The following is a 21,412-nucleotide window of genomic DNA, read 5'->3' as shown; positions in this document are numbered from 1 at the left end:
CCGTTCTACCAAGATTTCGGGAAAACCGCCACACCTCCTGTCCTAGACCTTGACCCGAGCGGGCGATTCCCCACATCTTCGGGAAGAAAATGGCCGAAAGCGACACCACCCACTGGCACGGAACGACCATCCTTTGCGTCCGCAAGGGGGGCAAGACCGTGATTGCCGGCGACGGCCAGGTGAGCCTCGGCAGCACCGTCATCAAGACCACGGCGAAAAAGGTCCGCCGGCTCGGCGACGGCTCTGTCATCGCCGGTTTTGCCGGGGCGACGGCGGACGCGCTCACTCTTTTCGAGCGCTTAGAGGCGCGTCTCGAACAGCACCCCGGCCAGTTGACGCGGGCTGCCGTCGAAATGGCGAAGGACTGGCGAACGGACCGCTACCTGCGCCGCCTGGAAGCGATGATGGCGGTGGCCGACCGTGACGTCGCCCTGGTGCTGACTGGCACCGGCGACGTGCTCGAACCGGAGGACGGGTTGATCGGCATCGGCTCCGGCGGCAATTTCGCGTTGGCCGCGGCGCGCGCGCTCATCCAGGCGACGGACATGGACGCCGAGACGATCGCCCGGCGCGCGATGGAGATCGCCGCCGGTATCTGCGTCTACACGAACACCACCTTCACCATCGAAACGCTCTAGACGAATGACCGCCGTCAGCGCCTTCTTCTCGCCGCGCGAGATCGTCTCCGAACTTGACCGCTACATCGTCGGCCAGAACGCGGCGAAGCGGGCGGTCGCCATCGCGCTTCGCAACCGCTGGCGGCGCCAGCAATTGCCGGAAAGCTTGCGCGAGGAGGTGCTGCCCAAAAACATTCTCATGATCGGGCCGACCGGCTGCGGCAAGACGGAAATCGCCCGGCGCCTCGCACGTCTCGCCCAGGCGCCCTTCCTGAAAGTCGAGGCGACGAAATTCACCGAGGTCGGTTATGTCGGGCGCGATGTCGAACAGATCGTCCGCGACCTTCTTGAAATCGCGCTCTCCATGACGCGCGAGAAGATGCGCCGCGACGTGGCGGCAAAGGCGGAAGAGCTGGCCGAGGAACGCCTGCTCAAGACGCTGGTTGGCGAGGACGCCTCCGCCGAGACCCGCCAGAAGTTCCGGCGCATGCTGCGGGCGGGCGAGCTGGACGACCGCGAGATCGAGATCGAGCTTGCCGATTCCGGCGCGGCGGCGATGCCGACCATCGAGATTCCGGGCATGCCCGGCGCCCAAATGGGCATGCTCAATCTGGGCGACATCTTCGGAAAGGCCTTCGGCGGCAGCAAGAAGCCCAAGCGCGTCGCCATCGCGCAGGCCACCCAGGCCCTGATCGCCGAGGAAAGCGACAAGCTTCTCGACCAGGACCGCGTGCTCCGCGAGGCCATCGCCGAAACCGAGCAGAACGGCATCGTTTTCCTCGACGAGATCGACAAGATAACGGCGCGTTCCGATATGCGCGGCGCCGAGGTAAGCCGGGAAGGCGTGCAGCGCGACCTGCTTCCCTTGATCGAAGGAACGACGGTCGCGACCAAGCACGGGTCGATCAAGACCGACCACATTCTCTTTATCGCCTCCGGCGCCTTCCACCTTTCGAAGCCGTCCGACCTGCTGCCGGAACTGCAAGGCCGGCTGCCCATTCGGGTCGAGCTCAAGGCGCTCACGAAAGCGGATTTCGTGCGCATCCTGACCGAGCCGGAGGCGAGCCTCATCACCCAGTACCGAGCGCTTCTCGCGACGGAAGAGGTGACGCTCGACTTCACCCAGGACGCCGTCGCCGAAATCGCCGAAATCGCGATGCAGGTCAACCGGAACGTCGAGAACATCGGCGCGCGCAGGCTGCACACGATACTGGAACGGCTTCTGGAGGAAATCAGCTTCACCGCGACGGACCGTGCCGGCGCGCGCATCACCATCGACGCGCATTACGTCCGCGAGCAGGTGCAGTCGCTTGCCAAGGACGCCGATCTTTCGCGGTTCATCCTTTAACCCTTACTTCTTCTCCGCGTCCTCGCGAAGAAGGTCGAGAAGGCGCTCGATCGCGGGTGGCTTGAGGTGCCGGATGCGGTGGGCGAGCCGGTTCGCAAGCTCCGTCGCGTTCGGCCTCAAGCCCGCGGTGTCCACCGTTACCTTCGGGTTCGAATGCCGGAGAAGGGTTTCGAGTTCCTCCTGCGCTTCCCAATCCAGTTCGAAATAGGCGGCGATCTGCAGAAACAGCATCCGGCTCGGCCGGCCGCGCCGGCCGTGCTCAAGCGCCGAAAGGTAAGCGGGGGAGATTTGCAAGTCCGCGGCCATTTGCTTGAGCGTAAGCCCGCGCGCGGCGCGGTAAACGCGCACCCTGGCACCGAAGGGCGTCATCGGGGCGCGCGTTCTTTGCGCAGCCGGACGTAGAAAGCGCCGAGGCCGCCGTCGCGGGCCTTGGCCGGCACGACGGAAAGCACGCGCCGCGAAAGGGGCGGCGTCGCCAACCAGCGCGGCAGGTTCGTCCGCAACACGCCGCCGCCCGCCTTCGCCTTCGCCTCCCCCTTGCCGGTGATGACGAGAACCGTTCGTTTCCCTTCGTCCGCGGCGCGCCGGAGAAAGGCGTTAAGGGCGCGGTGCGCGGCTTCCTGGGTAAGGCCGTGCAGGTCGAGCCGGGCTTCGAGGGCGAGCTGGCCGCGCTTTAACCGCTCGGCCGTCCGCCGGTCGAGACCCGGCGCAGGGGGCGCCGAACCGGGCGCCGAACCGGGCGGCGTTTTCGAGGCCGGCGACGCGGGGCGGGGCAGCGCCTTGCAGGCCGGCGCCTTGCGGGGCGGGAACGGGGCGTTTCCGGGAGCGGCCTTGCGCAGGCGGCGCTTGCCCTTGGCCAGCGGGCGGGCCTCCGTCTTCACCTGCTTCCAGAGGTCGTCCCCGCCATCCCCGTTTGGCGGCGCCGTCATCGCGCCGCGCGCCCGGCAAGGACGATGTGAACCTCCCTGGGTCCGTGGGCGCCCAGCGCGATCCGCTGCTCGATGTCGGCCGTCCGCGAAGGCCCGGTCACCAGCGTGACCGCCGAAGGCAGCGCGCCGTCGGCGGAGCGGGACAAGAAATGGAACGCCTCCTCCGCCGTCCCGCACAGGCGTTCTTCCGGCAGCAAAACGACGTGGAGATCGCAGAGCAGGTGAAGCGTCATCGGGCTTGCCGGAGAAGCGGCGAACAGGAGGCCGCCGGTCTCGGCGACCCCGGCCAGGGCGAGGGCGACGCCCGTGCGATCTTCCGCGCCGGCGCGGCCGTGGCGGAGCCGCAGGCCGGCCGCCGCCCAGGGCAGGCCAAGCAGCGCCGGCTCCCGGGAAGCCAGCACCTCCGGAGGCAGGCCCCGTTCGGCGAGCAGGCGGCGGACTTCTTCCGGAAACGCCGCCGGCGTCTTAATCCGCACGACTTCCGCCTTGGCCAGCTCGGCCATGCGCACGAAGAGGGAAAGCCGCTCCGCCTCTCCCCGCCGCACCCGCGCCGGGATGGTATGAACGGGCGGGTCTTTAAGCCGCGCCCGCAAGCGGGAAGGGGGTTCGTTTTTCTCCGTCCGCTTGCGGATCTCGCCAAGAATACGGTCGCGCGCGAAGCTCATGCGTCCTCACCTTGGCGTCGCCGCCACTCGGCCTGAAAGGTGCGGGCGGAAGCGAGCGGAAGCGAACGCCCCCAACCGCCGGCGAAGGGGGCGGCCGGCACCCGGCCGCGCCGGCGGAAAAGAAAGAGAACCGCTACCAGCGCCCGGGCGGCGACGTGATAGAGGAAAGGCCGCCGGGCGAGGAACGCCCAGACGCCAAGGCCGGCCCGCGCCAAGGGCGAAACCCGACCTTCCGCGCGGCGGCGAACGCGCAGCTTCCGCAGAAGGCCGACCAGGGGAATCCCCATCGGGCAGACTTCCTCGCAGCGCCCGCAGAAGGTCGAGGCTTCGGGCAGGGGGCCGGCGCGGTCGAGCCCTTCGAGCAAAGGCGTCAGCACGGCGCCCATCGGCCCGGTATAGACCGCACCGTATGCGTGGCCGCCGGTGACGCCATAGACCGGGCAGTGGTTGAGGCATGCCCCGCAGCGGATGCAGCGCAGGATCGCCGCGAACTCGCCGCCCAGCAATTTGCTCCGGCCGTTGTCGAGAAGGACGACATGGAACGCGCCGGGCCCGTCCACCTCACCCGGACGCGAAGGCCCGGTGAAGAAGCTCGTATAGGTCGCCGCCTCCTGACCCGTCGCGGCCCGGCTCAAAAGCCGAAGAAAGAGGAAGGCATCGTTGAGGCTCGGCACCACCTTCTCGAGGCTGGCGAGAACGATATGAAGCCCGGTAAGGCCCCGCGACAGGTCAATGTTGCCCTCGTTCGAGACAAGAACCGCGCTGCCGGTTTCGGCGATCAGAAAATTCGCTCCGGTAAGGGCGGCGTCGGCGCCGAGGAAGCGTTCGCGCAGGATGTGCCTTGCCTCGTCCACCAGGCGGCGCGGGGTGTCGAGCGCGCGGTCGTCCGGCAGGTCTTGGTGCTGCCGCCGGAAGGTACCGGCGATCTGGTCGCGCTTCAAGTGAATGGCGGGCGCGATGATGTGGCTCGGCGGTTCCTTCCGAAGCTGAATAATGTATTCGCCCAAGTCGGTTTCGACCGGCGCGATCCCGTGGGCGGCGAGATGGTCGTTGATTGCGATCTCCTCGGCGATCATCGACTTGCCCTTGACCACGGTCTTGGCGCCCGCCTGTTGGCAAAGCCTCAGGATCGTCGCACGCGCGTCGGCGGCGGTTTCGCACCAGTGCACGTGGCCGCCGTTCGCGCGCACCTTTTCCTCGAAGTGATTGAGATAGAAATCGAGATGGCGAAGCACGTGGTCCTTGACCGCGACCGCTTCCTCGCGCAACGCCTCGTATTCGGGAAGATGGGCGAGCGTCTTGGCGCGCTTCTCCTGAAATCCGCGCTTCAGATTCTGAAGCGCGTCTTGCAGATCGGCGTCTTGCAACGCCTGCGAAGCCTTCTCGCGAAAAGCGTTCGAGGTGATTTCCACTACGCCTCCTCCGCTTCGCCGATGGCCGGGCCGTCGAACCCGGCCAGAATTTCGGCGACGTGGCGGACGCGCATGGGCACGCCCGCCCGATGCAGCATTCCTTGCAGATGCAAGAGACAGCCGAGATCGCCGCCGGTGAGTTCGGTTGCCCCGGTCGCTTGCGCGGCGCGGGCCTTGTCGCGGGCGAGGCGGCCGGCGATTTCTGGAAACTTCACGCAGAAGGCGCCGCCGAAGCCGCAGCAGACGTCGCGGTCGGACAATTCCTCGACGGCGACGCCGGGAAGACGCGCGAGCAAGCGGCGCGGGGAGAAGCGGATGCCGAGTTCGCGCAGGCCGGCGCAGGAATCGTGGTAGGCGATCCGCCGCGAAGCTTGAGCGGTTTCGACCGGGCCCGGCGCCACGGCCGGAACCGCATCGAGAAAGGTCGTAAGCTCGAAGACCTTGTCGGCGAAGGCCCGCGAACGCACCCGCCACGCCGCATCTTCGGCCAGCAAGACCGGGACCTGGCGGCGCAGATGCGCGGCGCAGGAGCCGGAAGGAACAACGACGCGGTCGAAGCCCTCGAAGGCGGCGACCGTCCGCCTGGCCAGGGCGGCGGCGGTCGGGTTGTCGCCGGCGTTGAAGGCGGGCTGGCCGCAACAGGTCTGGGCCCGCGGGCAAGCCACCCGGCAACCGGCGTTCTCGAGCAGGCGGACGGCGGCAAAGCCTACCTGCGGACGGAGCAGGTCAACCAGACAGGTGACGAAAAGCCCGACGCGGTCAGGCTGCGGCATGGCAGGGCCCCTTCGAGGCACCGGGAAAAGGGCCCGCGGGTGACGCGGGCGAACGCGCGTCCAGCATGGGAGGCGGCGGCCCGAAAAGCAAGACGGGCGAGGGCCTAACCGCCGCCCCGGCCGGCCACGGTCGCGGTTTTCGGAAGCAGCAGATAGTAGCGCCCGGTCGCCCGCATGGCGCCGGCCAGACTTTCGGCTTCCTGGCCCGCGCCCCAGAAGAAATCGCCCCGCACCGGCCCCTTGATGGCGCCGCCCGTATCCTGGGCGATGACCAGGCGGCGCAGCGGCTTTGCCGTCTCGATCGGGTGCTTGGTGTCGAGCCAGACCGGGGCGCCCAGAGGAAGAAAGGCGACGTCCACGGCCAGGCTCCGCCCCGGCGTCAGCGGCGCGCCCAGGCTGCCGATGGGTGCCTCGCTCTCGCGCAGCTTGAAGAAGACGAAGGAGGGGTTCTTCGCGAACACCTCCTGCATTCTCTCCGGGTGGGCGGCAAGGAAGGCGCGGATCTTCGCCATTGAGGCGCCGTCCCGCGGCAAGGCGTTTTCCTCGATCAGCGCCCGCCCGATCGAACGGTAGGGGTGCCCGTTCTTCCCGGCGTAACTCAAGTAAAGGACGCCCCCTTCCTTCATCCGCACGCGGCCGGAGCCTTGAACATGGAGAAAGAAAAGATCCACCGGGTCGTCAACCCAAAGAAGCTCGAGCCCCTTTCCTTCCAGGGCGCCGGCCTCGATCTCGCCCCGCGTCGGGTAAGGCATAAGCTCGCCTTCCGCCACCCGGCCGGCGATGACCTCACCGCGGAGATCGTCCCGGAAGCGGCCGAGGTTCACCATGACGAGATCGGCAGGACGGGTGTAGACGGGTATCCGGTAGCGGGAATCGCGTTGCCGGGCGCCGTTGAGTTCGGCCTCGTAATAGCCGGTGAAAAGGCCTTCCACGCTACCTTCGCCAAGCACGCGGTGGGGCGTGAAGTTGGCCTCGAAGAAGGTGCGCGCCTTCGCGTCGTCGTCGGCCGGTTGGGCGTTTGCTTTCGCGCACGCCTCCCGCCAGGCGTCCGTCGTGGCCGGGTTTAGGGCGAGCCTTGCGCAGCCTTTGCGAAAAGCGGCCAGCGCCTCGGCCTGGGTGTCCGTCGCCCAGCCGGAAAGCGCCTCGAACCCCACCGGCTCCAGCCGGAAGGGCGCGGGTGGCGTCACCTCGCAGGCGGCAAGCAAGAAAAGTGGCAGGTAGAAAAACGCTCGAAAGGCGCGCATGCCCTCAGGCCGGTGTTTGGGTCGCGACCAGTAGCCAGTTCGGGTCCCGCGAACCAAGGTCGCGCGCGAACGTCCAGATATCCGTGACGGTGCGAAGCGTGCTCGGATCCCCGACGACGATGGCGCCGTCCTTGTTCCGCGTGAACTGGATCTGTTCCGAGCGGAACCGCACGGTGATCCGGCCGACGCCGCCTTGCAGGGCGGCGTCCATCACCTCGGTCTGTAAAATGCCGGTGATGGTGACTTCCGATTGTTCGCCCTTCGCCTCGCGCGCATCGAGGGCGGCGGCAAAACGGGAAAAGACTTCCTTGCTCAAGAGGACGCGAAGCGTCTTGCGATCCCCCTTTGCGAACGCGGCGACGATCGCCTCGAAAGCGGCTTTGGCTCCGGCGAGGAATTCGTTGATGTCGAAGGCGCGGTCCTTCTGGCGGAAGGCCTCGAAGGTCTTGGCCATGGGTCCTTCCGCACCCGACGCGCGGGCCGGGGCGCTGTCTTCCCGATGGGTGCCCGGCAGTTGGACTACGCGCTCCTTCGCCCGCTTGGCGTTTGAAGGCGCGGCCTCTTCCTCGCGGCCGCGCGGCGACCACGAAGACATCGGCGGACGACGGTCGAGACCGTTCCGCCGGCCGAGAACGCTCCACAGCCGAAAGACCAGAAACGCCGCGATGGCAGCGAAGAATAGAATGTCGAGGAGTTGCAAGACCTATACGCCTCTCTCGAGCCGGCCGATTTTCCAGAAATAGCGGGAACAGGCCCGCCGGAGAGCCTCCCCAAGAGTATATGGAGTATATATAGGTGCTTCCCTGCCGGCTTGTATATTGTCTTGTGCTGGCTTTGCCGATTCTCGTGGAAGCGAATGATTTTGTTCCTCTTTTTTCTTTTTCTCTTCGTCCCGGTCATCGAGATCGCCGTATTCATCAAGGTGGGCGGATGGCTGGGTCTGTGGCCGACCCTGGGCATCGTCGTGTTCACGGCGGTATTGGGCACCGCCCTTTTCCGGATCCAGGGCCTCGCCGTGCTGCACCAGGCGCGCGCCAGCCTGATGCAGCAGGTTTTCCCGGCGCGCGAGGCGTTTGACGGCCTTTGCCTGCTGCTGGCCGGCGCCTTCCTGATCGCCCCCGGTTTCGTCACGGATGGTTTCGGTTTGCTACTGTTTCTGCCGCCCTTTCGCGCTTTCCTCGGCCGGCTCATGGCCAGCCATCTGACCGAGGGGGGCTGGACCGTCGAACGGCCCGGCGGGGCGGTGGCCGGCGGCGAAACGGTGATCGAGGGCGTCTATCGGGAGGTCCGCACCACGCCTCCGCACCCGCCTTCGGCACCCCCTGGCCGCCTGAACGGGGGCTGAACCGAAGGCCCGGCCGCCCTTCCACGGTTGTCCCTTCCCGCGATCCATGCTAGCCACTCCCCACCGGCCGCAAGGGAGCCCAAGCATGAACAACGGACCCAATAACCCCACCACCAACATCACCCCCGCAGCGGGAGGCGCGCAGCAGCAATTACCGCTCACCATCCGCGGCCAATACATCAAGGACCTTTCCTTCGAAATCCCGAGGGCGCCGGAAAGCATTTCAAGCCTGACCAAGGCACCCGACGTCGACATCAACATCGAGGTCGCCGTCCGCAACTTGCAGCCGAACACCTACGAGGTCGCGCTTGCCGTGCGTTGCGAGGCGAAAGCCGAAGCCGAATCGATTTTTATCCTGGAACTGGCCTACGCCGGCGTCTTCGCGCTCGCCAACGTGCCGGAGGAGCACGTGAAGCCCGTGCTTTTCATCGAATGCCCGCGGCATTTGTTCCCCTTCGCCAGGAACATCGTCGCAACCCTGACGCAGGAAAGCAGCCTGCCGCCCATGTTGATCAATCCGATCGACTTCGCGGCCCTTTATCGGACCCGCTATCAGGAAAAGCCGTCCGGCCCGGTTTCTTGAGGCGCGGCGCGCCTCAAGCTTCCCAGAGCGGATTTTTGAGCCGCGCGAGAAGGGCGGCGTGGGCGACGAGTTCGGTTTCGCTCGGCCCGTGCGGTCTGGGTGCCCGGAAGGTCCGCTCAACCACCGCCGCGCCCGACGCCGCTTCGCCGCCGCCGACCACCAGGCTTAGACCCGGCTCGCGGCCGCCGATGAGTTCGAGATAAACCTCGGCCAGCAATTCACTGTCGAGAAGGGCGCCGTGCTTGTCCCGCGCGGAATTGTCCACGCCGAAACGCCGGCAAAGCGCATCCAGACTGGCGGGCGCGCCCGGGAATTTCCGGCGCGCCAGGAGAAGCGTGTCGATGCAGCGCGACGGATCGAGTTGGGGACGGCCCGCGCGATCGAGTTCGGCGTTCAGAAACGCCAGATCGAACGCCGCGTTGTGAATGACGAGCTCGGTGTCGCCGATAAAGTCGAGGAATCCGTCCGCCAGATCGGCGAAAACGGGGTGCGAACGAAGGAAAGCCTGGGTAAGCCCATGCACCCGTACGACTTCCTCCGGCACGTCCCGCTCCGGGTTCACGTAAGCATGGAAATTCTCGCCGGTCGGGATGTGATTGACCAGTTCGAGGCAACCGATCTCGACGATACGATGGCCGGCCAGGGGGTCAAGGCCGGTCGTTTCCGTGTCCAGAACGATCTGGCGCATGGCTGCCTTTCGGTGGGTGTTAACGGGGTTTGGACTGTCGCAGCAGTCTGACGATTTTGCCCAGCGCTTTCAACGTCGGATAACGGCCCATCCCGGTTGACACGACGAAGTCGGCGCGCGCGCGCTTTTCGGCGTCCGGCATCTGGCGAGCGAGGATGGCGCGGAAGCGCGCGCCCGTCATGCCGGGCCGTTTGAGGACGCGCGCCGCCTGCACAAAGCGCGGCGCCGTCACGACAAGCGTGACATCGCAGCGTCTCTCGGCGCCGCTCTCGAACAGGAGGGGAATCTCGAGCACGGCGATACCCGCCCGCCGGACCCGGGCCGCACGGAGGAAGGCCGCTTCTGCAACATGGACGAAGGGGTGCACGATCGCTTCCAGCTTATGAAGGTCCGCCGGGTTTTCGAAGGCGCGCTTGGCCAGACCCTCGCGGTCGAGCGCCCCCTCCCGCACGAGGCCCGGAAAGGCCCTGGCGATCGCCGGCACCGCGGCGCCGCCTCTGCTTTCGAGCGCGCGGACAGCGGCGTCGGCGTCGAACACCGGAATGCCAAGCCGCCGCAGCATGTCGGCGGCCGTCGTCTTGCCCATGCCGATCGAGCCGGTCAGCCCGACCACCCACATGCCGCCGCTCACCCCGCCCCGCCCCCGGCGACTTCGGCGCGGAGTCCGGCGGTCACCTCGGGGTCGAGCGTGCCCTTGCCGAACCAGACGCGGAAACCGGGCCTTGCCTGATGCAGCAGCATGCCAAGCCCGTCCACGGTCGGGTGGCCGCTGGCCTTTGCCCGCCGCAGCAGCGGCGTTTCCAGCGGCGTATATACAATGTCATAGACGATCGCCGTTTTCGGCAGCGGTTCGAGATCGAGATCGAGCGGGGGATTCCCTTCCTGGCCAAGCGTCGTCGCGTTGACGAGCAGCGCGGCGCCGGAAAGCGCTTCCGCGCGCGCCGACCAGGGCACCACCCGGACCGCGCCGGAAAGTGCCTCGGCCAAGGCCCCGGCCCGGGCTTCCGTCCGGTTCACGAGGCGCACCTCGGCGACCCCGGCGTCGAAGAGCGCCGCCACGACGGCGCGCGCCGCCCCACCCGCGCCGATGACGACGGCCGGGCCCGCCCCGCCCTTCCAGGCTGGGATCGTGGCGCGCAAATTTTCGATAAAGCCGAACCCGTCCGTGTTGATGGCGGAAAGCGTCCCGTCCGCTTCGACCGTCACCGTGTTCGCAGCACCGATGCGCCGCGCTTGCGCGTCCGCCCGGTCCACGATGGCAAGCGCGGATTCCTTGTGGGGTGCCGTCAAATTGACGCCGGCAAAGCCTAAAAGGGGGAGCGCGCGAAGGGCGGCCGAAAGGTTTTCCGGCTTGACCGGCAGGGGTATGTAGGCGCCGTCGATCGCGTATCGGCGGAGCCAGTAACCGTGCAGGGCCGGCGAGCGGGAGTGCGCAACCGGCCAACCCATGACGCCGGCGACGCGGGTCTTTCCGGTGATCGTCATGTCTTGAGCACCTCCCGGACGCGCAGAAAATCCAAAAGCGGCAAAAGCGGCAGGCCCAGGATGGTAAAGTAATCGCCCCGGATGCGCGCAAAAAGCTGGGCGCCAAGCCCTTCCAGACGGTAGGCGCCAACGCTGGCCAGCACCTCGGCCCCCGCCGCCGCCAGGTAGGAGTCGAGAAATGCGTCGGTGAAAGGCCGCATGGTAAGCGCCGCCTGGTCGGCATGGTGCCAAAGCCGCACCCCCTCCCGCATGACGACGGCGCAGCCGATGAGGTCGTGGGTCCGCCCCCGCAGGGCCGTGAGCTGGGCGCGGGCCTCGGCCATATCGGCCGGCTTGTCGTAGCGCGCGCCATCGCAGGCCAGAATCTGGTCGGCGCCGATCACAAGGGCGTCCGGGTAGCGGCGGGAGACGCTTTGCGCCTTAAGCAGCGCCAGCATTTCGGCCACCGCCTCGACCGGTTCTTCCCGCATGGCAAGCTTGACCTCCGCCTCGTCGATACTGGCCGGCGCAATGGTGAACGTAAGGCCGGCCTCGCGCAGGAGGCGCGCGCGAATGGCGCTGGCCGAGGCAAGAACGACGGGCGTTGCGGCGGGTATCGGATCAGGCATGGCCTTCGCGCTTTTGCCGTTCCGTATAAAGTTGCAGGATCGCCGAAGCGGTTTCCTCGACGGAGCGGCGCGTGACATCGATCACCGGCCAGTTCCGCTCGGCGAAGATCCGCTTGGCTTGCAACACCTCATCCCGCACCGTTTCGAAATCGGTGTAGACATCCGGCGCGCCCGACTCCTTGATACGTGACCGGCGGGCTTCGACGAGACGCGCCGGGTCCATCGTCAGGCCGATGATGAGAGGGCGCGTCGTCCGGTCCACCGCATCTAAAAGCGGCAAGCCCGGCACGATCGGCACGTTCGCCGCCCGCAAGCCCCGGTTCGCCAAGTACACGCAGGTTGGCGTCTTCGAGGTGCGGGAAATGCCGATGAGCACGACGTCGGCGTTGTCGAGATCCTGCACATGCTGGCCGTCGTCGTGCAGGAGGACGAAGTCCATGGCGTCGATCCGGTGAAAATATTCCTTATCGAGGGCATGCTGGCGGCCGGGCTGATCCTTGCTTTTGACACCCAGGGAGTTGCGAAGCGCGCCCATCACCGGGTCCAGCACCGGGATGTATGGAATTTTTAGATGCTGGCAGCCTTCCTCAATGGCGTCACGCAGCGCCGGATTGATGATGGTGAAAAGAACGATGCCGCGGTTGGCGGCAACCGCGTCTAAAATACGCTGCACCTGCGCCTGGGTTCGCACGAGAAACCACGTGTGTTCTTCGATCTGGACGTTTTCAAACTGTACAAGGCAGGCGCGAACGATACTGCGGATCGTCTCACCCGTTGCATCCGAAACAAGATGTAGATGAAAAGTTTTCACAGAACCCTGTGCGATTCGTGTCATCGGCGTTGTATATCTACGCGTATTCACGGCAATTCAGGGAGACCCTTGAAACGATCCCTATTCCTTCACACTGACTTCCTGCCGCCGTGAGGTCTTGGTAACCTTATCCCGGCTTGTTTAAAACACCAACCAACCGGAATGGGAGTTTCCGCCTAGATACGGTTTCTTTCGCTTATCCACCGGCTGTGGAAAGAAAAAATTCCCCGGCACAAAAGATATCTCATGCCCCTGTTTAATTAGTTATGCACAAAAAAGTTTCCCGCCTTGATGTTTTTAACTTCTCTGTGCGTTGATTCCGAATAACAAACGATCCCCACTATCCTCAGGACCTACTACATCTACTATCTAATTACTTAGATTCTTATATAGATTGTAGAGTAAGGAAACGAGTTCCCGGAATGCATGAAAAAGGCAACGCGCCGTGACTTCCCCGATGCCGCTTCTTCAGGTGCTGCGCGGAAAAACGCTGACACCGCCGCCGGTTTGGTTCATGCGCCAGGCCGGACGTTACCTTCCGGAGTACCGCGCGGTCAGGGAAAAGGCCGGAAACTTTCTCAAGCTTTGCTACTCGCCGGAATTGGCCTTCGAGGTAAGCATGCAGCCGGTTCGGCGCTTTCCTCTCGATGCCGCCATCGTCTTTTCCGATATTCTTTTGATCCCGGATGTTCTTGGTCAGGAAGTCGCTTTCTCCGAAGGGGAAGGACCCGTTCTTTCCCCATTGGTGGACGAAAAAGACATAAACAAACTTCAACCCTGCCAATCGCAGGACAAGCTTGAACCCGTCTACGAAACGATCCGACGCTTGCGCAAAGCGCTTCCCGAACGGGTTGCCTTGATTGGTTTTGCGGGCGCGCCCTGGACGCTTGCCGCCTATATGATTGAAGGCAGATCAAGCAAAGACTTTGGCCGAGCCAAACGCTGGTCCGAAAAAAACGCGGCCTCTTTCTCGAAGCTAATGGAAATACTCGTGGCGAGCGTTTCCGATCATCTCATCCGGCAAGTCGCAGCCGGCGCCGATGTCGTTCAACTTTTCGACAGCTGGGCGGGCGTACTTGCAGAACCGGCTTTCGAACGTTGGGTCGTGGAACCCACCCGGCTGATCGTGCAGAATTTACGAAAGGCCTGTCCGAAGACCCCCATCATCGGTTTTCCGCGAGGTGCCGGAGAAAGCTATAGGCTGTACGCAGAACGAAGCGGGGTGGATGGCATCGGTATTGACCAATCCGTTTCTCCAAAATGGGCCGCCGCTGAATTGCAGACGAAGGTATGCGTTCAGGGAAACCTGGACCCCGCTGCCCTGGTCGAGGGGGGAGCGCGCCTGCGGATGGAGGCGGCCTCCATCCTTGCGGCTTTGGGTCACGGGCCGTTCGTCTTCAACTTGGGCCATGGCGTCGTGCCCGAAACACCGCCCGAGCACGTTGCCGCCCTTCTCGACCTCGTGCGCCAAACCGGCTGAACGCACCCATGAAAAAAACCGCCGTCGTCCTTTTCAACCTGGGCGGGCCGGACCGCCCGGAGGCGGTGGAACCCTTTCTTTTCAATCTCTTTCACGACCCCGCCATTCTGCGTCTGCCCGAACCCTTTCGTTTCCTGCTGGCGAAGCTGATCGCGCACCGGCGCGCACCGATCGCCAAAGAAATTTACGCCAAACTTGGCGGCGGCTCTCCCATCCTGCCGCTGACCCGGGACCAGGCGGCGGCTCTGCATAGCGAGCTTGCCGCGCGGGAGGGAACACAGGAATTCCGGGTCTTCGTCGCCATGCGGCACTGGCACCCAATGAGCGAAGCGGTGGCGGGGGAAGTGAAGGAATGGGGGCCGGACGATGTCGTGTTGCTGCCACTTTACCCGCAGTTTTCGACGACGACGAGCGGGTCCTCCCTTGCCGCCTGGAAACGGGCGGCACGCCGCGCGAGACTTACCGCACCCGCCTTTGCGATTTGCTGTTACCCGATAGCGGCGGGTTTCTGCCGCGCGGTCGTTACACTTTTGCGCGAAACCCTTGCCGGAGAAAGGCGCGCGCGCGTTCTATTTTCGGCCCACGGGTTGCCGAAGAAGATCGTGGCGGCGGGGGACCCTTACGAATGGCAGGTGAACGAAACGGTGAAGGCGGTCGTTGCGGAACTGAACGTGCCGGGGCTCGACTTTGCGGTCTGCTACCAAAGCCGGGTGGGGCCGCTGGAATGGATCGGGCCTTCGCTCGACGCGGAAATCACGCGCGCCGCCGCCGACGCCAAACCGGTTGTCGTCGTTCCGATCGCCTTCGTTTCGGAACATTCCGAAACGCTGGTCGAGCTCGACATCCAATACCGGGAGATCGCATCCGCGCGAGGCGTGCCGGCATACACGCGCGTGCCGACGGTCGGTACGTCACCGGATTTTATTCGCGCCCTTGCTGATCTCGTGCTTGCGGCGCGCGCCGGGGAGCGTACCATGACAACCGAGAGCGGCGCGCGCGTTTGCCCGAGGGGCTTTCGCGCCTGCCCGAATCGTGCAGACCATAAATCGAGGCCGGCGTAAATGGAATTTCTTGTCGCCTGGCGCCCGTGGGCGCTTTCACTGCACCTGATCTTCGTCATCGCCTGGATGGCCGGCATGCTCTACCTGCCGAGGCTTTATGTCTATCACGCGGACGCCAAACCCGGCGGCGAGGCCTCCGAGATGCTGAAGGTGATGGAGCGCCGCCTCCTGCGCACCATCATCAACCCGGCGATGATCGCGGCCTTCGTCTTCGGTGGGCTTTTGCTGGCGACGCCGGGCGTGGTGAATTGGGGGTCGGGATGGGTTTACACCAAGCTTGCTCTCGTCCTCGCCCTTGCGGGCTTTCATGGTTTGCTGGCGCGCTGGCGGAAGACGTTCGCCGCCGACCGCAACACCCGCGCCGCCGCCTTCTACCGGCGCGTGAACGAAGTGCCGACCGTACTGATGATCGGCATCGTGATCCTCGTCATCGTGAAGCCGTTCTAGGCCGTCACCCGTTTTAAGGGTTTGACTTCCTTTCGGCCGTTCGCTAGTGTTTTTTTCAGGCAGGCTTTCGCACTGCCTTTATTTTCAAGACAATACGAAACGGTACAACACGAAACGGCCCCCGGAAAATTCCGGCGGCCGCCCAACAAGCCCCCACTCCCTTTCCGGCCGGTTCCCGGCTTCGCCTTATCCAGCCTTTGCCGACCCCCCTCCAGACGCAGATAAAATCATGAAATTACAGGAACTTAAGACGAAAGCCCCGGCCGACCTGCTGGCCTATGCCGAGGAACTCAAGGTCGAGAACGCAAGCGCGCTGCGCAAGCAGGACATGCTGTTCGCGATCTTGAAGCAGCTGGCCGAAAACGACACCCCCATCTATGGCGACGGCACCCTTGAAATCCTGCAGGACGGGTTTGGCTTTCTCCGTTCGCCGGAGGCGAACTACCTGCCCGGGCCGGACGATATTTACGTTTCGCCGAGTCAGATCCGCCGCTTCGGGATGCGCACCGGCGACACGGTCGAAGGTCAGATCCGCAGCCCGAAGGACGGCGAGCGCTATTTCGCGCTTCTGAAAGTCAACGCCATCAATTTCGAGGCCCCGGAAACCACCCGCCACCGCATCAACTTCGATAATCTGACGCCCCTTTATCCCGACGAAAAATTAAGCCTCGAGATATTGGACCCGAAATTGAAGGACGTGACGTCGCGGGTGATCGATCTCGTCACCCCGCTCGGCAAGGGGCAACGCGCCTTGATCGTGGCGCCGCCCCGCACCGGCAAGACGATGATGCTTCAAAACATCGCCCATTCCATCATGGCGAATCATCAAGACTGCTACTTGATCGTTCTTCTGGTGGACGAACGGCCGGAGGAAGTGACGGACATGGCGCGCTCCGTGCGCGGCGAAGTCATCAGCTCCACCTTCGACGAACCGGCAACGCGCCACGTGCAGGTTGCCGAAATGGTGATCGAGAAGGCGAAGCGTCTTGTCGAACACAAACGCGACGTCATCATCCTTCTCGATTCGATCACGCGTCTTGCGCGCGCCTATAACTCGGTCGTGCCTTCCTCGGGCAAGGTGCTTACGGGCGGCGTGGATGCGAACGCGTTGCAGCGGCCGAAGCGTTTCTTCGGCGCGGCGCGGAACATCGAGGAAGGCGGTTCGCTGACCATCATCGCGACCGCGCTGGTCGATACCGGCTCGCGCATGGACGAGGTGATCTTCGAGGAATTCAAGGGAACCGGCAATTCCGAAATCATTCTCGACCGTAAGCTTTCCGACAAGCGGACGTTCCCCTCGATCGACATCACGAAGTCCGGTACCCGGAAGGAAGAGCTGCTCGTTGACAAGGCGCGGCTTTCGAAGATGTGGGTGTTGCGCCGGATCTTGACCCCGATGGGATCAACGGATGCGATGGAGTTCCTGCTCGACAAGTTGAAAATAACGAAGTCGAACGACGACTTCTTCGAGTCGATGAACACGTAAGGTTTTCTCTATCCGCTTTCTACGGGCGGAGGATCGAGACACCTGCCGTTCGCCTGGCCTCGATATCGCGGTGCGCCTTCGCCGCCTTGCGCAAGTCGTAGCGTTGCCGAATCTCGACCCGGAAGGCGGCGCGCGCTGCCGCGAACGTTTCGGCGGCGATGCCGAGCAAGTCCTCGCGTTTCGCGACATGGGTGAAAAGGCTGGGCCGCGTCAGGAAGAGAGATCCCTTCGCCATGAGATCGAGGATGTCGAAGGGCGGCACCTTCCCCGACGACTGGCCGAAGCTCACCAGCGTGCCCAAGGGCTTCAGGCAATCGAGCGAGCCCGCGAAGGTATCCCGGCCGACCGAATCATAGACAACGGCGACCCCCTCGCCCCGGGTTAAGGCCTTCGCGCGCGCCACGAAATCCTCCTCGCGGTAGAGGATGGGGTGGTCGCAGCCATGGGCGGCGGCGAGTTCCGCCTTTTCCCGGCTGCCCACCGTGCCCAGGACCTTTGCCCCGAGATGCTTCGCCCACTGGCAGAGTATGAGACCGACGCCGCCGGCGGCGGCGTGTACGAGGATCGCCTCGCCTTTCGCCACCCGGTGGCTTCGGCGCAGAAGATAGCAGGCCGTCATCCCCTTGATCATGAGGGCGGCGGCCAGCTCGTCGGAGATTTCTTCCGGCAGGGGTACGAGTTGGGCGGCGGGTATTCGCCGGCGTTCCGCATAGGCCCCGAGCTTGGCGGACGCATACGCCACGCGCTCGCCCACGCGCACCTCGACAACACCTTGCCCCACCGCCTCGACAACGCCCGCCCCCTCGACCCCGGGGATAGCGGGAAGCTCCGGCACCGGGTAAAGGCCGCTTCGCACATAGGTGTCGTGGAAATTTAAACCGATCGCCGTATGGCGGATCAAGGCTTCGCCCGGTCCCGGCGGATCGAGCGGCACTTCCTCCCAGCGCAGAACGTCGGGCCCGCCGGTCGCGTGGAAACGGACGGCGTGTGTCGTCGCCATTTCTTAAACGAGGTGCGCTTTCAGGAAATCAAGCGTGCGGCGGTCCGCACGCCCGGCCGCTTCCTTGTCGTAATGGACGCCGTTGCCGCGCGCGAAGGCGTGGTTCACGTTCGGGTAGGAATGGATGGTGACGCAAGGGTGGCGGGCGAGCGCCCGCTTGATTTCGTCCTGCGCCGCCTTCGGCACGAATTCGTCCTTCTCGGCGATATGGAGCAGAAGCGGTTGCAAGATGGCGTTGGCTTCGTCCAGCGCTCCTTCGATGCCGACCCCGTAATAGCCGACCGAGCAATCCGCGTCCGAACGCGTCGCCATCAGATAGGCGAGCTTGCCACCCAGGCAGTAGCCGATCGTGCCGACGCTGCCCGAACATTCGGTCAGGCCGCGCACGTGAAAGAGGGTCGCGATCAGATCCTGCACGCCCTTCGCCTCATGGAAGCCCTTATAGAGGGCGAAGGCCTTGTCCCATTCCGCCTGGGTCTGGTCGGTCAATTGAACGCCCGGCTCCTGCCGCCAGAAAAGATCCGGGCAAAGGGTGAGAAAGCCGGCCGCGGCGAAAGCGTCCACCTTCCGGCGCATCTCGGTGTTCACGCCGAAAATCTCCTGGATCAGGATGAGCCCCGGCGCCGGGGTCTTGTCGGGCTTCGCAAGATAGGCAGAAAAGGTGCCGCCATCGGAGGCGTTGATCGTGATCTCGGCCATGGTTTCTCCCTCGAAGGTCCGGCCGGGCCGGTTCCCGCTTTACCGCTTTTCCTTGAAGAATATCCCCCTCATTGCCGCTTGTCACTTGGACCGCCGCGGCGGTGGCGGGTTACCCCTTCGAGGGCGAGCAGGGCGCGTTTCGTCGCGACACCGCCATGGGCGGAATAGCCGCCGAGCGTTCCTTGAGCGCCGAGCACGCGGTGGCAGGGGATGAGGATGGGAATCGGGTTGCGGGCGGCAGCGCCGCCTACCGCCCGGGGGCCGCTATGCAGCTTCCCGGCGATCGCGCCATAGCTTTGGGTTTTCCCGTAGGGGATCTGCCGCATCTTTTGCCAGACCCTTTGCTGGAAGGGCGTGCCCTTGGGGGCAAGCGGCAAGGTGAAGGTTTGACGCCGCCCCTTGAAATAATCGGTGAGCTCGGCCTTTGCCCGGCGCAGGAGGGGGGTGGGCTCTTCGCGCTCGGCCCGGCCCCAGTCGAGGCGGGTGATCTTGCCTTCCTCTTCGGTGAGCGTAAGCGTGCCCACCGGGCTTGCGACGGAAAGTTGCGGCATGGGCTCCTCCTCAATCTCCTCCGTTTCTTTGGGCGAGGGCTTCTGCGAGGGCGGCCGGTTCCACGATCGGCGGCGCGCAAACCGGTCCCCGGCAAAGATAACAGGTCGCCTTTCCCCCCTCGCGCTTTTTGCCCTTCGCCGGGTGGCCATCGGGCAGGGCATCGCCGTCCTCGACAAGGAGGAGCACGCGGGCGGGCAGGGACGCCCCATGCACGGCGCGGAGCAGCCGTTGGCTGTCCGCCGCACCGGGATCGCCCAGGATCGTTACCTGCAGCGCGTTCTCCAAAAGCTCGTAGGCGTTAAGCAGGCTTGCGAAACCGGCCGGGTTGTGGGCCGCCTCGCCGGCGAAGGCCCGGACGATTTTCTGCGCGCGTTCGCGGTGGTCGGCGTTTCCGGTCAGGTAGAAAAGACGCGCCAGGACGCTTGCCATCGTGCCGTTGCCGGACGGGGTCGCGTGGTCGCTCGAAGGCTTCATCCGCGCGATGATGTCGGTGGTGTCATCGGCGGTGAGAAAATAACCGCCGCCTTTTCCGTCCCAATAGTGTTCGTTCGCGGTCGCCACCCAGGCCTCGGCGTGGGCGAGGTAGGAGGCGTCGAACGTTGCCTCGAACAGGTGGAGCGCGGCGCGCGCTATTTCGGCGTAGTCGTCGAGGGTGGCCATGGCGCCCAGGCTTCCCCGGCACCAGCTGTGGCGGAGGCGTCCGTCCGCCGCCGTCATCTTTTCGCGAACGAAACGAAAGGCGCCGGCCGCCGCCTCCTTCCATTCCGGCCGTTCGAAAACGTCACCGGCGAAGGCCGCGGCCGCGATCATCAGGCCGTTCCAGTCGGCCAGCACCTTGTCGTCGCGGCCGGGGCGGGGGCGTTTCCCGCGCGCCGTGAAAAGAATGCGCCGCGCCGCTTCGAGCGGGCGCTCAAGCGCCGCGTTCCATGCCGGGAGTGCCGCCCCCTTGTTGCGGCGGAGGATCGTCTTGCCTTCCCAGTTGCCGCCCGGCGTTACATCGTAAACCGCCTTGAAGGCGGACGCCTTGTCACCGAGCAGGGCATCCACTTCGGTTTCCGTCCATACGTAGAAAGCGCCCTCGCCGCCTTCGCTGTCGGCATCCAGGCTGCTGAAGAAGGCACCTTCCGCGTGCCGCATTTCGCGAAACGCCCAGCCGACCGTCTCCTCCACCCGCGCGGCGAAGAAAGGGTCGCGGGTTTCCTGCCAGACAAGCGCCAGAAGCTCGATGAGCTGGGCGTTGTCGTAGAGCATCTTCTCGAAATGCGGCACCAGCCATTCCTTGTCCGTCGAATAGCGGGCGAAGCCGCCACCCAAATGGTCGTAAATGCCGCCCTGGCAAAGGTGGGAAAGCGTGTGCGTCACGGCACCCGCGAAGGCTTGGGTCTCGGCCTTGCCGCGCCGGTGAGCCCGCCAGAGAAATTCGAAGATCGGCGCTTGCGGGAACTTCGGCGCCTTGCCGATGCCGCCATGCTTCCGGTCAACGATCCGGAAGAGGGAGCGCGCCACCTGTTCCAGGAATTCCGGCTGGATCTCGCCCTCGATGTTTGCCACCGCCATTCGCGCGATGCCGTCGCGCAGCGCCGCGGCGTTGCCGGCCACCTTGTCGGGTTCTTCCCGGTAGATGCGGGCGATGCCCTTGAGGACATCGCGAAAAGCGGGCCTTCCGAAGGCCGGCCCCGGCGGGAAATAGGTGCCGCCGTAGAAAGGTTCGCCTTCGGGCGTCAAGAACATGGTGAGCGGCCAGCCGCCGTGCTCGCCCATCAGCGCGAGCGCCGTCTGGTAAACGATATCGAGATCGGGGCGCTCCTCACGGTCCACCTTCACGTTCACGAAATGCGCGTTCATGAGATCCGCCGTCTCCGGGTTCTCGAAGCTTTCGTGGGCCATGACGTGGCACCAGTGGCAGGCGGCGTAGCCAACGGAAAGCAGAATCGGCACGCCCCGCTCCTTGGCGCTGGTCAGCGCCGCCTCGCCCCACGGCTGCCAGTGGACGGGGTTGTCCTTGTGCTGGAGCAGGTAAGGGCTGGTTTCCCGGTCGAGGTGGTTTTTGGACATGTCGGACATGGACGAAGGCTCTCTTCGCGCAAGGCGTGCGTGGCGTTGCAGGGGATTATCCCATGCCTTACCTTGGGTCGTAAGGGCGTTCTTTCGATTCCCGGCTAGACCCAAGAGGAAAACG

Annotated in this window: 24 protein-coding genes; 8 read left to right on the top strand and 16 right to left on the bottom strand. The window is 64.9% G+C overall.

Annotated features, from left to right (window positions below):
• The first annotated feature begins 89 nt into the window (after positions 1-89).
• Positions 90-638, top strand: coding sequence for an ATP-dependent protease subunit HslV (gene hslV, locus AB1781_05455; protein MEW5704017.1), 549 nt, complete (start codon positions 90-92; stop codon positions 636-638).
• Positions 639-642: 4 nt separating this feature from the next.
• On the top strand, positions 643-1,965 hold the full coding sequence (hslU, locus tag AB1781_05450; GenBank protein MEW5704016.1) for an ATP-dependent protease ATPase subunit HslU: 1,323 nt from the start codon (positions 643-645) through the stop codon (positions 1,963-1,965).
• A 3-nt stretch (positions 1,966-1,968) separates the two neighbouring features.
• Here the strand turns inward: hslU and AB1781_05445 are convergent, their stop codons facing one another.
• The 7 genes from AB1781_05445 to AB1781_05415 form a co-directional block, all read right to left on the bottom strand.
• Positions 1,969-2,334 carry a helix-turn-helix domain-containing protein gene (locus AB1781_05445; protein ID MEW5704015.1) on the bottom strand — a complete coding sequence of 122 codons (366 nt, stop codon included), beginning with the start codon at positions 2,332-2,334 and terminating at the stop codon, positions 1,969-1,971.
• Positions 2,331-2,894 carry a Smr/MutS family protein gene (locus AB1781_05440; protein MEW5704014.1) on the bottom strand — a complete coding sequence of 188 codons (564 nt, stop codon included), beginning with the start codon at positions 2,892-2,894 and terminating at the stop codon, positions 2,331-2,333. The genes AB1781_05445 and AB1781_05440 overlap by 4 nt, the downstream gene beginning before the upstream one ends.
• Positions 2,891-3,559 carry a lactate utilization protein gene (locus tag AB1781_05435; GenBank protein ID MEW5704013.1) on the bottom strand — a complete coding sequence of 223 codons (669 nt, stop codon included), beginning with the start codon at positions 3,557-3,559 and terminating at the stop codon, positions 2,891-2,893. The genes AB1781_05440 and AB1781_05435 overlap by 4 nt, the downstream gene beginning before the upstream one ends.
• Positions 3,556-4,971, bottom strand: coding sequence for a lactate utilization protein B (locus AB1781_05430; protein ID MEW5704012.1), 1,416 nt, complete (start codon positions 4,969-4,971; stop codon positions 3,556-3,558). The genes AB1781_05435 and AB1781_05430 overlap by 4 nt, the downstream gene beginning before the upstream one ends.
• Positions 4,971-5,744 carry a (Fe-S)-binding protein gene (locus AB1781_05425; GenBank protein ID MEW5704011.1) on the bottom strand — a complete coding sequence of 258 codons (774 nt, stop codon included), beginning with the start codon at positions 5,742-5,744 and terminating at the stop codon, positions 4,971-4,973. The genes AB1781_05430 and AB1781_05425 overlap by 1 nt, the downstream gene beginning before the upstream one ends.
• A 104-nt stretch (positions 5,745-5,848) precedes the next feature.
• Positions 5,849-6,988, bottom strand: coding sequence for an MltA domain-containing protein (locus AB1781_05420; GenBank protein ID MEW5704010.1), 1,140 nt, complete (start codon positions 6,986-6,988; stop codon positions 5,849-5,851).
• Between the two features lie 4 nt (positions 6,989-6,992).
• Entirely contained in the window at positions 6,993-7,688 is a 696-nt protein-coding gene (locus tag AB1781_05415) for a Tim44/TimA family putative adaptor protein (protein ID MEW5704009.1), read from the bottom strand.
• 156 nt (positions 7,689-7,844) lie between these two features.
• On the opposite strand from AB1781_05415, the gene AB1781_05410 reads away from it, so the two are divergent.
• Both AB1781_05410 and secB read left to right on the top strand, forming a co-directional pair.
• The gene (locus AB1781_05410) at positions 7,845-8,333 is read left to right on the top strand and encodes an FxsA family protein (protein ID MEW5704008.1); all 489 of its coding nucleotides are present in this window, start codon (positions 7,845-7,847) and stop codon (positions 8,331-8,333) included.
• Between the two features lie 85 nt (positions 8,334-8,418).
• Positions 8,419-8,916, top strand: a complete 498-nt coding sequence (gene secB / locus AB1781_05405) for a protein-export chaperone SecB (protein MEW5704007.1) — start codon at positions 8,419-8,421, stop codon at positions 8,914-8,916.
• Positions 8,917-8,929: 13 nt separating this feature from the next.
• Here secB and dnaQ read toward each other — a convergent pair whose 3' ends face one another.
• Genes dnaQ through AB1781_05380 form a run of 5 tightly spaced genes read right to left on the bottom strand, consistent with a single transcriptional unit; the run spans position 8,930 to position 12,532 of the window.
• Positions 8,930-9,604, bottom strand: coding sequence for a DNA polymerase III subunit epsilon (gene dnaQ / locus AB1781_05400; protein ID MEW5704006.1), 675 nt, complete (start codon positions 9,602-9,604; stop codon positions 8,930-8,932).
• A 19-nt stretch (positions 9,605-9,623) separates the two neighbouring features.
• Positions 9,624-10,235, bottom strand: coding sequence for a dephospho-CoA kinase (gene coaE, locus AB1781_05395; protein ID MEW5704005.1), 612 nt, complete (start codon positions 10,233-10,235; stop codon positions 9,624-9,626).
• Complete coding sequence (locus tag AB1781_05390) at positions 10,232-11,089, bottom strand: shikimate dehydrogenase (protein ID MEW5704004.1); 858 nt, start codon at positions 11,087-11,089, stop codon at positions 10,232-10,234. Before AB1781_05390 ends, coaE begins: the two co-directional genes overlap by 4 nt.
• The gene (locus tag AB1781_05385) at positions 11,086-11,697 is read right to left on the bottom strand and encodes a nucleoside triphosphate pyrophosphatase (protein ID MEW5704003.1); all 612 of its coding nucleotides are present in this window, start codon (positions 11,695-11,697) and stop codon (positions 11,086-11,088) included. Before AB1781_05385 ends, AB1781_05390 begins: the two co-directional genes overlap by 4 nt.
• The gene (locus tag AB1781_05380) at positions 11,690-12,532 is read right to left on the bottom strand and encodes a pyruvate, water dikinase regulatory protein (protein MEW5704002.1); all 843 of its coding nucleotides are present in this window, start codon (positions 12,530-12,532) and stop codon (positions 11,690-11,692) included. Before AB1781_05380 ends, AB1781_05385 begins: the two co-directional genes overlap by 8 nt.
• Before the next feature lie 433 nt (positions 12,533-12,965).
• Between AB1781_05380 and hemE the strand changes: the two genes are divergently transcribed.
• From hemE to rho, 4 genes are all read left to right on the top strand, one after another.
• The gene (gene hemE / locus AB1781_05375) at positions 12,966-13,988 is read left to right on the top strand and encodes a uroporphyrinogen decarboxylase (GenBank protein MEW5704001.1); all 1,023 of its coding nucleotides are present in this window, start codon (positions 12,966-12,968) and stop codon (positions 13,986-13,988) included.
• Positions 13,989-13,996: 8 nt separating this feature from the next.
• Positions 13,997-15,049, top strand: coding sequence for a ferrochelatase (gene hemH / locus AB1781_05370; protein ID MEW5704000.1), 1,053 nt, complete (start codon positions 13,997-13,999; stop codon positions 15,047-15,049).
• Complete coding sequence (gene hemJ, locus AB1781_05365) at positions 15,050-15,496, top strand: protoporphyrinogen oxidase HemJ (protein MEW5703999.1); 447 nt, start codon at positions 15,050-15,052, stop codon at positions 15,494-15,496.
• Between the two features lie 229 nt (positions 15,497-15,725).
• Positions 15,726-16,982 carry a transcription termination factor Rho gene (gene rho, locus AB1781_05360; GenBank protein ID MEW5703998.1) on the top strand — a complete coding sequence of 419 codons (1,257 nt, stop codon included), beginning with the start codon at positions 15,726-15,728 and terminating at the stop codon, positions 16,980-16,982.
• 19 nt (positions 16,983-17,001) lie between these two features.
• On the opposite strand, the gene AB1781_05355 is transcribed toward rho, so the two are convergent.
• The 4 genes from AB1781_05355 to AB1781_05340 form a co-directional block, all read right to left on the bottom strand.
• A complete protein-coding gene (locus tag AB1781_05355; protein ID MEW5703997.1) occupies positions 17,002-17,982 on the bottom strand; it encodes a quinone oxidoreductase in 981 nt (326 codons plus the stop codon).
• A gap of 3 nt (positions 17,983-17,985) precedes the next feature.
• Positions 17,986-18,681, bottom strand: a complete 696-nt coding sequence (locus AB1781_05350) for a dienelactone hydrolase family protein (protein MEW5703996.1) — start codon at positions 18,679-18,681, stop codon at positions 17,986-17,988.
• A gap of 68 nt (positions 18,682-18,749) precedes the next feature.
• Positions 18,750-19,232: a methylated-DNA--[protein]-cysteine S-methyltransferase gene (locus tag AB1781_05345; GenBank protein MEW5703995.1), complete on the bottom strand. Its 483-nt coding sequence runs from the start codon at positions 19,230-19,232 to the stop codon at positions 18,750-18,752.
• A 10-nt stretch (positions 19,233-19,242) separates the two neighbouring features.
• The gene (locus AB1781_05340; GenBank protein ID MEW5703994.1) at positions 19,243-21,297 is read right to left on the bottom strand and encodes a thioredoxin domain-containing protein; all 2,055 of its coding nucleotides are present in this window, start codon (positions 21,295-21,297) and stop codon (positions 19,243-19,245) included.
• Positions 21,298-21,412: the final 115 nt, after the last annotated feature.

This window comes from Pseudomonadota bacterium, from assembly GCA_040752895.1.
Classification (GTDB): domain Bacteria; phylum Pseudomonadota; class Alphaproteobacteria.
The sequence above is the reverse complement of the archived record's forward strand: the minus strand, read 5'-3'. Positions and strand labels throughout refer to the sequence as shown.